The sequence below is a fragment of the Nitrospira sp. MA-1 genome (assembly GCA_032139905.1).
Taxonomy (GTDB): Bacteria; Nitrospirota; Nitrospiria; order Nitrospirales; family UBA8639; genus Nitrospira_E.
Map to the genome: position 1 here is coordinate 1,235,945 of JAQJDB010000007.1, position 14,156 is coordinate 1,250,100.

The 14,156-nt window shown below is 51.5% G+C and carries 14 protein-coding genes; all 14 read left to right on the plus strand.

Annotation, left to right across the window (positions count from 1 at the left end):
* The first annotated feature begins 15 nt into the window (after positions 1 to 15).
* The 14 genes from lpxB (at position 16) to PJI16_18455 (ending at position 14,132) form a co-directional block, all read left to right on the plus strand.
* Entirely contained in the window at positions 16 to 1,146 is a 1,131-nt protein-coding gene (lpxB, locus tag PJI16_18390) for a lipid-A-disaccharide synthase (GenBank protein ID MDT3779537.1), read from the plus strand.
* Entirely contained in the window at positions 1,143 to 2,897 is a 1,755-nt protein-coding gene (msbA, locus tag PJI16_18395; GenBank protein MDT3779538.1) for a lipid A export permease/ATP-binding protein MsbA, read from the plus strand. The genes lpxB and msbA overlap by 4 nt, the downstream gene beginning before the upstream one ends.
* 19 nt (positions 2,898 to 2,916) lie before the next feature.
* Positions 2,917 to 3,432 (plus strand): lysophospholipid acyltransferase family protein, encoded by a 516-nt coding sequence (locus PJI16_18400; protein ID MDT3779539.1) that lies wholly within the window; start codon positions 2,917 to 2,919, stop codon positions 3,430 to 3,432.
* 2 nt (positions 3,433 to 3,434) lie between these two features.
* On the plus strand, positions 3,435 to 3,641 hold the full coding sequence (locus PJI16_18405) for a hypothetical protein (GenBank protein ID MDT3779540.1): 207 nt from the start codon (positions 3,435 to 3,437) through the stop codon (positions 3,639 to 3,641).
* A gap of 7 nt (positions 3,642 to 3,648) precedes the next feature.
* Positions 3,649 to 5,010: a 3-deoxy-D-manno-octulosonic acid transferase gene (locus PJI16_18410; protein ID MDT3779541.1), complete on the plus strand. Its 1,362-nt coding sequence runs from the start codon at positions 3,649 to 3,651 to the stop codon at positions 5,008 to 5,010.
* Positions 5,011 to 5,071: 61 nt separating this feature from the next.
* Positions 5,072 to 6,172, plus strand: coding sequence for a tetraacyldisaccharide 4'-kinase (lpxK, locus tag PJI16_18415; GenBank protein MDT3779542.1), 1,101 nt, complete (start codon positions 5,072 to 5,074; stop codon positions 6,170 to 6,172).
* Positions 6,173 to 6,240: 68 nt separating this feature from the next.
* A complete protein-coding gene (gene waaF, locus PJI16_18420) occupies positions 6,241 to 7,326 on the plus strand; it encodes a lipopolysaccharide heptosyltransferase II (GenBank protein ID MDT3779543.1) in 1,086 nt (361 codons plus the stop codon).
* Entirely contained in the window at positions 7,323 to 7,925 is a 603-nt protein-coding gene (locus PJI16_18425; GenBank protein ID MDT3779544.1) for an HAD family hydrolase, read from the plus strand. Before waaF ends, PJI16_18425 begins: the two co-directional genes overlap by 4 nt.
* A gap of 84 nt (positions 7,926 to 8,009) precedes the next feature.
* Positions 8,010 to 9,116 (plus strand): glycosyltransferase family 9 protein, encoded by a 1,107-nt coding sequence (locus PJI16_18430; GenBank protein ID MDT3779545.1) that lies wholly within the window; start codon positions 8,010 to 8,012, stop codon positions 9,114 to 9,116.
* Positions 9,117 to 9,134: 18 nt separating this feature from the next.
* Entirely contained in the window at positions 9,135 to 9,914 is a 780-nt protein-coding gene (locus tag PJI16_18435; protein ID MDT3779546.1) for a glycosyltransferase family 2 protein, read from the plus strand.
* 85 nt (positions 9,915 to 9,999) lie between these two features.
* A complete protein-coding gene (locus PJI16_18440) occupies positions 10,000 to 11,124 on the plus strand; it encodes a glycosyltransferase family 4 protein (protein ID MDT3779547.1) in 1,125 nt (374 codons plus the stop codon).
* Positions 11,125 to 11,181: 57 nt separating this feature from the next.
* Positions 11,182 to 11,952 carry a polysaccharide deacetylase family protein gene (locus PJI16_18445; protein MDT3779548.1) on the plus strand — a complete coding sequence of 257 codons (771 nt, stop codon included), beginning with the start codon at positions 11,182 to 11,184 and terminating at the stop codon, positions 11,950 to 11,952.
* A 165-nt stretch (positions 11,953 to 12,117) separates the two neighbouring features.
* On the plus strand, positions 12,118 to 12,948 hold the full coding sequence (locus tag PJI16_18450; GenBank protein MDT3779549.1) for a glycosyltransferase family 2 protein: 831 nt from the start codon (positions 12,118 to 12,120) through the stop codon (positions 12,946 to 12,948).
* Positions 12,927 to 14,132: a glycosyltransferase family 1 protein gene (locus tag PJI16_18455; GenBank protein MDT3779550.1), complete on the plus strand. Its 1,206-nt coding sequence runs from the start codon at positions 12,927 to 12,929 to the stop codon at positions 14,130 to 14,132. The genes PJI16_18450 and PJI16_18455 overlap by 22 nt, the downstream gene beginning before the upstream one ends.
* Positions 14,133 to 14,156 lie beyond the last annotated feature (24 nt).

The following is a 14,156-nucleotide window of genomic DNA, read 5'->3' on the forward strand; positions in this document are numbered from 1 at the left end:
TCTGTTAGAGTCTCGATGCCAAAAATTTTCTTAGTGACCGGTGAAACGTCCGGCGATATTCACGGAGCGCACTTAGCCCTGGCACTTCGGGAACTGAATCCCGCTGTTGAGTTAATCGGTGTGGGTGGAAGTCGGATGTTGGAAGCCGGAGTCTCGCTTCTTCCCGGTGTCAAACGGGTCGATGCCATGGGCGTCCCGGGTATCCGGCAGCTCCTACAGGGATGGAAGACGTTACGAACGCTTGCTTGTTATCTTAAACATGAACGGTTTGATGTCATTATCCTTATTGATAGTCCAGGGTTGAATCTTCGTTTGGCCAAGGCTATTGCAAAGAGGTCACACAAAATCATCTATTATATTGCACCTCAGGTGTGGGCATGGGGAAGCCGTCGATTAAAAGTTATTCGAAAAGTAATCAGCCATGTATTAGCGATTCTTCCATTCGAAGAAGCCTATTTCCAAAAAGCCGGCATCCCCTGCACGTATGTCGGGCATCCATTATTGGACGAACTAAAGCCTGCATACGATATTGTTCATGAACGTCAACAACTAGGGTTAGAGAGAGAAGATCTGGTAATCGGTCTGCTGCCTGGGAGTCGTGTCCGGGAAGTCCGGGAGGTGTTGCCGGTCTTTCTGCGTTCGGTTGAACAGATTCGGAGTCAATACCCTCGCATTCAGATCCTTCTTGCCCAAGCGCATTCACTGTCCGATTCTGTGGTGAATGAAATTCTTGGACATGTCGGACAACAGGTGAAGGTGGTCAAAGGCCGGTCCAATGAGGTGATGGCGGCCTCAAATCTTCTGTTGGTGACATCCGGGACGGCGACGTTGCAATCGGCATTGATTGGAACGCCGATGGTCGTGGTCTACCGGGCATCACCCTTGACCTATCATATTGGCAAATGTCTGGTTAAAATTCCCTATATTAGTTTAGTGAATATTTTAGCCGGTCAAGAAATTGTTCCAGAGCTGATTCAGGATCGTATGACTCCCGACCGTATTGCACATGAAGCCTTAAAAATTTTACAAGACGCACGCCGTCAAAACGACATGACACAGGCTTTCCAGGCTATTCGGAATTCCCTGGGGGAGGCGGGTGCGTCAAAACGGGCTGCCGCATTTATCCTTGCTGAGGCGATCGTATGAAGACCTTATGGCGAATCTTGTCTTATCTGAAGGAGTACCGCCTGCGCTTGATTGGTGCGTTTGTCTGTTCTGCCGGAGTGGCAGGATTATCAGCGGTCTATGCCTGGCTTGTCCAACCGGTTCTGGATGGAATCTTCATTGAGCGCAATCAAGAGATGTTGGTCATCCTTCCGTTGGCTGTCCTGGGGGTCGCGATTTTGAAAGCGTCATTTGCGTATGGACAAGGGTATCTCATGAGCTATGTGGGGCACTGGCTTGTGTCCGATATTCGCCAACAATTGTTTATTCATATTGTGCGGCTGCCTATTCGTTTTCACGATGCGAATGCGTCAGGACGGTTGATGGCCAGGGTGATTAGCGATGTCAACGAAATGGCGAATGCCATTCCCAGTGTGTTGAAGGATATCTTTCAACAGGGGCTGACGTTTGTGGCGATGCTGTCAGTGGTGTTCTATCAAAATTGGAAACTCGCGACTATTGTGTTGGTTGTCTTACCCTTCTCCTCATTGGTGTTGGTCCGGGTTGGCCGGCGGATTCGTAAACTTTCAAAACGTGGCCAAGAGTCGATTGGAAAAATGGCTTCGGTATTAAAAGAAGCCTTTTCCGGCATCAAGATTGTGAAGGCTTATGGTCAGGAAGAGAAGGAAGCTCAACGATTTTCTTTGACAAATCAAGCATTTCGAACAGCAAAAGTGAAGTCGTCCCAAACTTCAGCGATGGCCTCTCCTCTTCTTGAAGTCATCGGGGTCTGCGGTGTGGCCTTTATTATATGGTATGGGGGAGGATTGGTGATTGCCGGAGAGATGAAGCCGGGGGAGTTCTTTTCATTCCTGGCTGCCATGTTCATGGCGTATGCCCCCCTCAGAAAAATGTCCGGAGCCAATGAGTCGGTTCAACGTGCGCTTGCGGGAGCTCAGCGAGTGTTTCATGTTCTCGACTTAGAAAGCGAGATAGCGAAAGACGAAGGGAAAAAATCTCTTCCACCCATAGCGAAAGATTTGGAGTTTTCCGCTGTCAATTTTAGCTATGAGGGTTCTGAAGAGCCCGCCTTGCACGAGATCAATTTCACCATCAAGGTGGGGGAGGTGGTGGCGTTCGTCGGGGCCAGTGGAAGTGGAAAAACCACTCTCGTGAGTTTGGTGCCACGGTTTTATCGTCCGACGGAAGGAACCGTGAAAATCGATGGTCAGGATATTCGCCTGGTGGATCGATCCTCTCTGAGACGGCAGATTGGCATCGTGTCTCAAGAAACTGTGTTATTCGATGATACGATCAGAAATAATATCGCCTATGGCTGTCTGGATGCGAGTGAGGAGTCGGTTATTGATGCGGCTCGCGCCGCTTTTGCCTGGGAGTTTATTGAGCGACTCCCCCAGGGACTGGACACGCTGGTTGGGGAGAATGGACTGCGATTATCGGGTGGACAACGCCAACGACTCGCTATTGCCAGGGCGATTTTGCGGGATCCCCCGATTCTGATACTTGACGAGGCGACATCCGCTCTGGATTCGGAATCGGAAAAGCTGGTCCAGAAAGCGCTGGTCAATCTGGTGAAAGCCAGAACGACCTTGATCATTGCCCATCGATTGTCCACAGTTCAACATGCTGATCGTATTGTGGTCATGAATCGTGGAAGAATTGAAGAGATTGGTACCCATTCGGCCTTGCTTCAGCAAGGAGGCCTCTATACTCGACTGTATCAAACGCAATTTTTATTCACCCAACCCGAACCGTTGCCAACGATCTCCTAAATCGAATGACGCCGTTCCTATGCTGAATTGGATGAAACTGTCGGTCGCGCCTCCTTTGGCAGCGCGAATCATTCGCCTCTTGGGACTGACGATGCGCATATCTACCGTGGGAGGGGAAGCTGTTGACGAGTTGTATCGCCAGGGCCGACATATCATAATTGCCTTTTGGCATGGCCGACAGTTGATGATGCCGTTAGCCTACCGAGGGCAGCAGGCCTCAATCTTGATAAGCCAACATCGGGATGGAGAAATTATTGCCCGCATCATGGGTTATTTTGGATTTCTGTCCATTCGCGGATCGAGCACCCGAGGGGGACTTCGGGCCACCAGGCAATTATTGAAGGCCGGGCGAAATGGCGGGGATCTGGTGGTGACACCCGATGGCCCGAAGGGACCAGCCTGCACCGTACAACCAGGAGTGATTTATCTGGCCAAAGCGACGGGGTTGCCAATTATCCCTTTGACCTTTGCCTGCTCAAAAAAAAAGTCTTTACGAGTTGGGATCGCTTCCAGATTCCCTATCCCGGTGGGGTAGGGTTGTTTGTTTGGGGACCACCCATCTGGGTCAGCGAGGATCTTTCCAACGAGCAGCTCTCCGGTCCAGGGTTGGAACTGGAAGGGTCGTTAAATAGACTCACCGCTCAGGCCGAATTGGCAGTTCAGGATTCCGACCCGGTCAAATCGTTTCTCCGCAGGATGTCCTCCCCCGACATGATCGAGAAAACACAGACATTCGACGGGTGACCAACTCATGTATTATGTGATGTATAATGTGCTGCTGGTGCTGGCCTTTCCCATTATTATCGGACTCCTGCTGACAAAAAAACGCAGTCAACGCGGTCTATGGTGCCGGCTTGGTGCGGTTCCTCTCGAATTGCGGAATCTTCAGAAACCCGTCATTTGGATCCATGCGGTCTCCTTGGGAGAAGTGGCGACCATTGTTCCTCTGCTCCAGGCGATGAAACAGCAGTATCCTCAATGGCCGTTGGTCGTGTCGACTGTGACAGAGACCGGCCGGGAAGTCGTGATCAAGCGTTTGGAAGGTGTGGCTGTTCATTGTTATGCTCCCGTCGATTATTTGTGGGCGATTGACCGGTATATCCGCATCCTCCAGCCTCGGCTCTTTATTTTGGTCGAATCAGAATTCTGGCCGAATCTGTTGATCCGTCTTCAACGGCATCAGGTGCCAATTTGTCTCGTCAACGGGAGAATCTCTTCACGATCTTTTGCCAGGTATCGCTGGATTAAAAGCATGATGAACGAGGTGTTGACCTGTCTGGATCTTGCCTTGATGCAATCGGAACACGATGCTGAGCGGATCGGCTACTTGGGGGTCAACCCGAATGCCATTCATGTCACCGGGAATATGAAGTTCGATCAAGGGCTTGAGCAAGGCCAGTCTGCCGATGCCCCTCTCTCTTTCAGGTCACTCTTCACGTGTCATGCTGCTGAGATGCTGATTGTGGCCGGGAGTACGCACCCTCAGGAAGAAGAGTGTTTATTGGAGGCGTATCGGAAGGTGGTTGTGCAACACCCCCAGGCGGTGCTGGTGATGGCTCCACGACACATCGAACGTGTGGCTAAACTTGAACAGGTTATTCGGCAGTATGGACTTTCCTGTGACCGTCGCAGTCGGTTGGGACAGGGTCCCGGAGAGCAGGCTATTACTCATGGTCCTCGCGTCATTGTGTTAGACACCAGGGGGGAATTGGCCTTTGTCTATCGGGAGGCCTGTGTCACGTTTGTGGGGGGGACACTGGTTCCCGTTGGAGGACATAATTTGTTGGAGCCTGCCCAATGGGGTCGCCCCGTCCTGTTCGGTCCCCATGTCGATCATTGCCGGGACATTGCCGGGCGGCTTCTTGAAGTAGGGGGAGGAATACAGATACAGAACAAAGAGGATTTAGCATCGCAATTGATTCGTCTGATCCAGGATCCTTCAGAGGCCGAGGCCATTGGCCAAAGGGCGTTGGAAATGGTCCGGACCCATCGGGGGGTGATCGCCAGGAATCTTCAATGGATTGACCAATTGTTGAACAGGAAAAATTCGGCCTCTCTCTTCTCGTCGATAAAGGGGATTTCTTCGTGCACGTCTCAAGATGTGCTCCGATAAGTTTCCGTTCCGTGAAAGGTTGAAATGAGGGGGAAAATATGATCTACGCCGTGCGTTCTTTGTGAACACGACGTTTCCTTCGTTTGCTGTGAGTCCTGAAGGGCTCTGGCATTGGTTGCACCGTCGTAGCCCATGGGTCCTCCGGTGGTGTGCTGTTCCCTATGGTGCAGTTGGCCGCCTGCGGAGGATGGCGTATCAACATGGCTGGCTTCCTCAACATCGATTACCAAAACCGGTGATCAGTGTGGGGAATATGACCGTGGGGGGAACCGGTAAGACTCCCCTTGTGATGTGGTTGGCCGCCCGACTCCATGAGAAAGGGAAGCGGGTGGCAATTCTGAGCCGTGGGTATGGAAGGCAATGCCCAACAGTAAACAGACTGGTCTCCGATGGCGTGTCGCTGAAGGGTGACTGGCGATCGGTAGGGGATGAAGCCATGTTGATGGCTCAGAAGTGTCCATGGGCGATTGTGGCAGTGGGAACCGATCGCTATCAACTGGGGCAGTGGGTGTTGGAGCAGGCCTCATGCGATTGCTTTCTTCTTGATGATGGCTTCCAGCATCTTTCTTTGTTTCGAGACCTTGACGTGGTCTTATTCGATGCGACCGATGTTGAGGGTTTAAGCGGAGTCCTGCCTGCCGGCCGCATGCGTGAACCGCTCTCCGCAGCAAAATGGGCTACCACCATTGTCTTCAGTCGAACGGAACAAAAGGTATCGGTGGAAGCACTTCAGCATCGAATCGAACAAAGCGTGGGAAAATCCATTGTCCCCTTGCGTCTGGAAACCGAACCTGGAATGTTCACGCATATTGCGACAGGTGAAACCCAACAGGCCAAGGCCTTCAAGGACAGATCCTCCTTGCTCTTTAGCGGAATAGGCAATCCATGCTCCTTTCGATCGAGTATCGTTTCCTGTGGGTTGACGGTGAGTGAGGAGGTTCGGTACCCCGATCATTTTGCCTATTCGGAAAAAGATGTTGAAGCCATTCGTCTGAAGATGCGACGTTCAGGGCTTGATCTCGCGATCACAACGGAAAAAGATGCTCTGAAAATTAAAGAGCATCTGACACGCGATGATGCGTTTTGGGCGCTTGATGTGCGAGTGCGGATGACTCAAGGCGAAGACCGGTTACGTGAGCAACTCCATGCGAGTTGTCCATAGGACTCAGTGGTGGTTGGTCAACTTGCATCTAGCCGATCAGTTCATGATGGAGGGGCTATCGTTTTTCGATGAACATTCTCGTACGTGTTCCCAACTGGATCGGAGATGCCGTGATGTGTCTTCCGGCTCTCATGGATTTACGGAATCATGACCCGCATGCCAAGGTGACGGTATTGGCCAGACCGATCATCGGAGAATTGTTGGCAGGGCATCCGGGTGTGGATGAGGTGATAATGTATGTTCATCAAGGAGAACACAAGGGCCTCCTCGGGCTCTGGGAGCTCATTCAACTTGTGAAGAGCAAGCAATTTGATCGTGCGGTGTTATTCCAAAATGCCTTTGAAGCCGCTTTCATTGCCTGGGTGGCTGGGATTCCATCCCGCATCGGGTACGCGACGGATGGGCGAGGTTGGCTTCTGTCTGAGCCTGTGCCTAAGCCGGAGCAGCCTCATCTGCATGATACGGAGTATTATCAGGAGATCGTGAAGGCCATCACCCACTCTTCTGGGAAAGGCTGCACCCCTCAACTTTTTCTCTCTCCTGAGGTGAAAAATGCCTGTGCTGGACAGTTTCCTGAGGTCTTTCTTCCATCAGGCAGTCTTGTCATTGGGATCAATCCCGGTTCGGTGTATGGATCGGCCAAACGATGGATGCCGGAACGTTTTGCGGAGGTTGGTGATCGGCTGGTTGAGCGTCTGACAAAAGAATATCCTGATTCTCCGTTGGTCCGCTGTGTCCTGATTGGAGGCAAGGGAGAAGAAGAGCTTGGACAGGATATTGCCAGGCGAATGCAGTATGAGCCGATCGTCTTGTCAGGAAGGACGACGATTCAAGAATTAATGGGAATTCTGACACGCTGCTCCGTCCTGGTGACCAATGACACGGGACCTATGCATGTGGCTCAGGCTCTGGGGGTGCCGGTCGCTGCAGTGTTTGGTTCAACCGATCCCTTGACCACCAGCCCTCATGGACAATCCCGGGGGGTGGTGACGGCGTCGGTCCGCTGTGCACCTTGTTTATTGCGCGCCTGCCCGATCGATCATCGTTGCATGACCCAGGTGTCTGTTAAGCAGGTTTTGGAGGTCGCGCTGTCTCAAATCAGGATGTCCTCAGACTCCCTGAACGAAGATCGGATCAGAGGGCATGTTGGATGAGTAATATGTTCACGGCACGGAGTACGGCCGTGTTTCTGGATCGGGATGGCACCTTGAACCATGATACGGGGTATGTCACTACCCCGGAACAATTAGTGTTGTTTCCTGGAGTCCCGGAAGCTATCGCCAGATTAAACCAACTAGGAGCTATGGTGCTTCTGGTCACCAATCAGTCGGCCATTGGTCGGGGGATGATGACCATCGAAGGTTTGGAGGCGATCCATGAGAGGTTGGCTGAGATGATTCGACCCTATGGAGCCTGGATTGACGGTATTTTTTTCTGCCCCCATCATCCTCAAGACGGGTGTGAATGTCGAAAGCCTAAAGCGGGATTAATTAATCAAGCGGTCAATCGATTTGCTCTCGATGTATCCCAGTGTTATCTGGTAGGGGACAAGCGGAGTGATTTGGAGGCGGCCCAAACAGCCTCGGTACCTGGTGTCCTGGTCATGACCAGCACCTATAGTGCGGATGTGGTGAGGGCGAGAGACGCGGGACAGGTACAGCTTGACTATATTGCCGACAGTTTTGTTCATGCCGTGGACTGGATTGAACAGCAGATGATGAGCCGAGGCAACCTAATCAGGCAAAACCGATGAAGCAACTGGGTTTAGAGCTAATCCATTCATCCGCGTTGTTGGAATATCGTATGTTATCGACGGGCTAGAGGATTCTCGCGAGTCATGATGGACATCACTCCTCAGCGCATACTGGTCATCAAATTCAGTTCGTTGGGTGATATTGTTCATGCTCTTCCAGCGGTGGCTGCTTTGCGTCAGCGGTTCCCGGATGCCCGACTGACCTGGATGGTCAAAGAGATCTGGGCGCCGATTCTGGAGGGAAACTCTGATATCGATGACATCTTGTCCGTGAATGTCTCTTGGCGAAATTGGCCGACTATCATTTGGAAACTCCGGAAAGGACAGTTTGATCTGGTTGTGGATTTTCAAGGGCTGTTCCGTTCAGGAATCTTTGGCCTCATGACCGGGGCTCAAACCCGTGTGGGTTTTGCGCGAGCCAGGGAAGGGGCGACATGGTTCTATACCCACAAGGTGCCCCTTCCCGAGGCGAAACCTTCCTCTTGGCGGTTGCTGGAAATCCATGCTGTGGATCGGAATATCGCAATCAGCACATTCCTGGGCGCATGCTCATCTACTTCGGTGTTCCATCTACCTCAATCCTCCGTTGATCGTCTCACCATTGAAACCATGCTTCAGGATGCGAATGTCCAAGACTACGAATACCTGATTGCTTTGGCACCTTGGACCCGGTCTGTCATGAAGTCCTGGCCGTATAAACGGTTTGTGGATCTGGCTATGGAACTGACGCATTGGTCCAATATTCGTGTTGTGCTCTTAGGCGGGCCTTCAGATATATCTGCTGCCATGGAATTTGATCGTCTTGTGCCACAGGGACTGATCAATCTGGTCGGACGACTGTCTCTTTCCCAATTACCCGCACTCTTGCGAAGAATGCACCTGCTCATTGGAAACGATTCGGCGCCCATTCATCTGGCAGCGGGACTGGGAATTCCTGTCCTTGCGCTATTTGGCCCTACGCATCCCAAAGCCACAGGTCCCTATCCCTTAGAGAATCATGTTATCGTGCGTACGGAATTGTCCTGCAGTCCCTGTGGTGCACGAACGTGTAAAAACCCCAATTATCTGGAATGTATGGAATCGATCTCTTTCGAGCGTCTCCTTCTTGAGATCAAAGTGATCGTCGGGGAATTCTCTCATCGAAAAGACGATCGCGTGGGTTCGGGTGCCCATTCCCACGTGAAATCCTAAATCTTTGTGGATGTCGAAGTGAAAAGTCCTATGACGGACCCACGCACGAGAGAAAAAGTTTCCGCTGTGGTGATCGCCTATAATGATGCACCAAACATACGGAAATGTTTGGAGAGTCTTCATTGGGTGGATGAACTGGTGGTGATTGATTCTCATAGCACGGATGGGACGACGGATATTTGCCGTGAATTTACCTCCAAGATTTTTCACTATCCCTTCCAGGGGTTTGGCGTTCTTCGGAATCAGGCCCTCACTCATGCCACGCATGATTGGGTTTTCAGTTTGGATACGGATGAACGGGTCACGCCAGCGGTGCAGGAAGAAATTGAACGGTTGCTTCTGGAGGGGCCTTCGGCACAGGCCTATAAAATTCCAAGGAAAAATCTTTTCCTTGGGCGGTGGATCAAACATTGTGGATGGTACCCTGATTACCGGCAACCTCAGTTTTTTCATAAGGGACATATGCATTATCGAGAGGAGTTAGTACATGAAGGATTTGAGCTGAAGGGAAAACTTGGATATCTTCAGGCCAGTCTGGAGCAGATTCCTTTTCGGGATATCGATCACTACTTCCGCAAAATGGATCGGTATTCCAGCTTGCGGGCGGAGGATATGAATCGTGAAGGCCGGACCTTCCGTCCCCATCAGTTGGTGCTTCGTCCTTTATTTACGTTTTTGAAAATGTACGTGTTTCGGGGAGGGATATTGGACCGAAAGCCGGGACTGATTTTATCCATATTGTATGCCTATTACACCTTTGTGAAATACGCCAAGTTGTGGGAAATGCAAAAAAGTTGATCTTATGGATTTCATTTGCGATCCCGTTGATTCTGCAATGGTTAAGCCGAAGGTAAGCCCAACTCTCTCTCCTCATCAGAGACCCATGCGCATTCTTCACACGGAATCTTCTTCAGGGATGGGAGGGCAGGAATATCGGGTGTTGGAGGAAGCGCAAGGCATGGAGAAGCGTGGCCATACGGTGTTCGTGGCTGCCCCGCATGGGAGTCAGTTGGCCGCCCTGGCCGAACAACGAGGGCTCCAGGTCCAGACAACCACTGCAGGCAAGCGAGGGTGGATCACATTGGTTCCTTGCTACTTGCGAATGTTGAAACACTATGAGATTGATGTGGTGAATACCCACGGGTCGCTTGATAGTTGGACGGCTGCAATTGCCGGACGGATCTCGTCCCGACGCCCTATCATTGTCCGGACCCGCCATAAAAGCACTCCCGTGTCACTGACGTGGCGGCATCGGCTCCTGTATGGGAAATTGCCGCATGTCGTTACCACCACCGGTGAGGCAGTCAGACAGGAATTGATGACGAGAAACCGGCTGAGCCCTTCCCGGGTCATTTCGATCCCCACGGGAGTTGATTTGGAGCGGTTTCATCCCCAATCACCCGATGCGTCATTACGAAAGAGTTTGGGCCTTGGAAGTCAGGGCCCCCTGATCGGAGCGGTCACCTTTCTTCGTCCAGAAAAGGGCATGATGATCTTGATCGAGGCGGTCGGATGGCTCAAGAAACGTTTTTCCACCGTCGAGTGCGTCATCATCGGAGATGGCGGAGAACGACCGGCACTGTTGGATCGCATTCAAGAGCTTGGCTTGGAGCAATCTGTCCACCTCGTGGGGTTTCGGCAAGATGTTCCGGCTCTGCTGGCGATACTTGATGTGGTGGTCATTCCTTCCTTTGAAGAAGGTATTCCTCAATCTCTCACTCAAGCCTTAGCCATGGAACGTCCTGTGGTCGCTTCTGCGGTGGGAGGAGTGCCCGAAGTGGTGCAGGATGGCCTGAGCGGACTGTTGGTCCCTCCAAGAAACCCCGAGATCTTAGCCGAAAAAATTGCCTACCTTCTTCATGATCCCATTGCCGCGACCCGAATGGGGAAGGTCGGGCGACAGGTTATTCAAGAACGATATTCCATGGATCACATGTTGACTCAAACGGAGACGGTGTATCGGCGATTGATGCAATCACAATCCTCTGTTGCCGTGAAAAGTTCATGAACGGGTGTCGAGGGCATTAGCGAAATGGCGGGGTTGAGCCGCAAAGGATTCTAGAAAATGGTTTGCCTGACAGGTGATGTACATCAACGCTCGTATCGGGGAACCGATACGCCGTTTTCTTCTCAAACAGAAGTCGCGTTAGCCGCGAAATATTGTGATATTGCCGGGAAATACGGCGTGAAAGTCACGCTGTTTTTTACCGGGAGAGCCTGTCAGGAAGAACCGGACCGGGTGAATATCCTATCGGATCTGCCGCATTGTGAAATTGGTGGCCATACCTTTGCGGCTTTTCGAGATCCGTTATCTCGAATATTCAAGAAAGTGTATGGCACGCCATGGGGAACCACGGCGCACCAACTTCGTGATATTCAGAGGACCATTGCGAGCATTCAGCAGGTGACGGGTCAAAAAATTCAGACCTGGCGAAACCATAGTTATATACGGACAGCGGAGACCGATCAGTTGTTAGAATCCTGTGGAATTCATGTGGTGTCCGATGAGGTATCCGATTCGAAAATATCCGCCGAATGGGTCCGTCCCGGCTATCGTTCGGTACCGATGAATGTTCTGCCTGATCACGAACATATCTTACATGGAAAATATCAACATGGGAAAACCAAGCCGGATCGTCTTACCAACCGCGTGCCTATCACGGAATGGGCCGATCAGGTGAAGTCGAGTATACGGAGTATATGTGAGCAAGGAGGGACGGCCACGGTTCTTGCTCATCCGATGTGCATGGAGGTTGCCGATGGCATGGTGGTGTTTGAGGAGCTTTGTCGATATATCCAGCCGTATGGGACGGCTTGGGTATCAGAAGTGCCATGAAAAAGTGCGGTTGTTAAAGGAAATATCCCGAATGGGGAGATGTGAGGGGGGATGCCTGATGCGCAGGGATAGGTCAATTGACGATGATGGAACATTCAAGCCTCGGTCCGGGCATAGACTTTCCTTTTTACCCCTGGTGGTTAAAGAAAATGGATGATTCATATCATGAAGAAGCAGAATAGTCCTGTTCAAGAGAGTGCCACGTCGGCCAAGCGGGAAACGGTCTCTTGTGCCGTGGTGGCATTCAACGAAGAGAAGAATCTTCAGCCTTGCCTGCAAAGTGCAAAATGGATGGATGAAATCGTCGTGGTGGATTCCTTCAGCACTGATCGCACCATGGATATTGCCAGAACGTTTACGGACAAGATTTTCCAACGCCCCTGGCGAGGGTTTGGGGATCAGAAAAATTATGCGATGGATCAGGCGTCCATGGATTGGGTCTTTATCTTAGATTCCGACGAGCGAATTCCCGCCGAACTTCAGGCTGAGATAGAAGCGGTGCTGTCTGCCGGTTTAAAGGATGGACCCGTGGCGTATTATGTTCCACGGCATAATTATTATTTTGGTTCGCTGGTGTTAAACGCAGGATGTTACCCCGATTATCAATTACGGCTGTTCCGCCGTGGGATCGGCCATTTGGATGACGCAGAGCCGCATAATAAGTTTCTATTTTCGGGAGAATCCGCCTATCTCTCCTGTCCATTGGTGCATCTCACGAGGCCCACCCTTCACAATTATTTTGAAAAATTCCCGAACTTCACGACCTTGGCCGCTCAAGACCGGGCCAGAACCAAGCGCCATGTGCGTGGCACAGATCTCCTCTTTCGTCCGATCTTTACGTTCTCGAAATATTATTTCGTTCGCAAAGCCTATCGGGATGGCATGGCGGGGTTTTTGGTCAGCGCCTTGTCCAGTATGTATACCTTTGTGAAATATGCCAAGCTTTGGCATATGAGACAGCTCGAAGCCCAGGGATGTTCTCAGGAAACGAATTAACGAGTGGTGACGCACCAGCCAGGAAATCAGTTTATGGCGCGAAGGCTTTGTCCGATGATTCGAAACGGTTCATCCAGCTGATGCGGGTCGGGTTTGATGCCGGGCCCATGCGTGCCTCCTATAGCGGGATTGGACAGTATGTCCGATGTCTGTTCCCTGCCATGTTTACCTGTTCTCAAGATATTGAATGGGTGGCCTATGCCTCATCGAGTAGTTCTTCCCAAACCTTCCCCGTTCACTTTCCTTCGCATGTCTCCGTGAAATGCTCCAAGTCATCGTGGGGATTTAGCCGAAGGGAGAAAGATCGGACCCCGCTCGATATCTTTCATGGGACCAACTTCAAGGCTCCCGATTATGGCCAACCTCATACCATACTCACAATTCATGATGTCTGGTTGCCACGTCATCCACAGTATTCGAAAAAACTTTTCGGGCAGGCTCTTTCCTCATGGAAACTGGGTTTTCGTGCCAGACAGGTCTCTCGGGTGGTTGCGGTCTCACACTTTACTTCCAGGGAACTCCAAGAGATGTTTCATCTCGCGCCTGACCGTATCGCGGTGATTCATCATGGGGCTTCTCCCGACATGTTTCCTGAACGGGATCATCAGAAGTTTCAGGATGTCCAAGCACGATTGCGCATACCTTCCCGTCCATTTGTGCTGTTTGTGGGTGGGGCTGAACCACGGAAAAATCATACCGTCGTGTTTAACGCTTTTGCCCGATCTCCGCGGCTTGCCAAATTGTTGTCTCTGGTCGTTATCGGAGAGGTTCAATCACGTGGCGCCAGCCTCACGGAGACGGCGAGAGAGTTGGGGATCATGGACGCGGTCTGTTGTCCCGGATATGTGTCCAGCGAAGATTTACGGCTACTGTATTCCCAGGCGGAAGCCTTTGTGTTCCCGTCCTTGTATGAGGGTTTCGGCATACCGCTACTTGATGCCATGGCTTGTGGTGCCCCGATCATTACCGGGACGGGAAGTGCGTTGCCGGAAGTGGCAGGGGATGCCGCTCTGTATATCGACCCCCAAGATCCGGAACAATTGGGAATGGAAATAGAACGGCTGGTGGGTGATCGGGAATTACAAACGCAAATACGCAACAAGGGATTCGAGCGGGTCAAGCAATTTACGTGGGAGCGGGCGGCACAGGACACGCTGAATCTCTATAGGGACGTGCTTGGCTAATCAAAGGTGCTTTATGAAAATGGT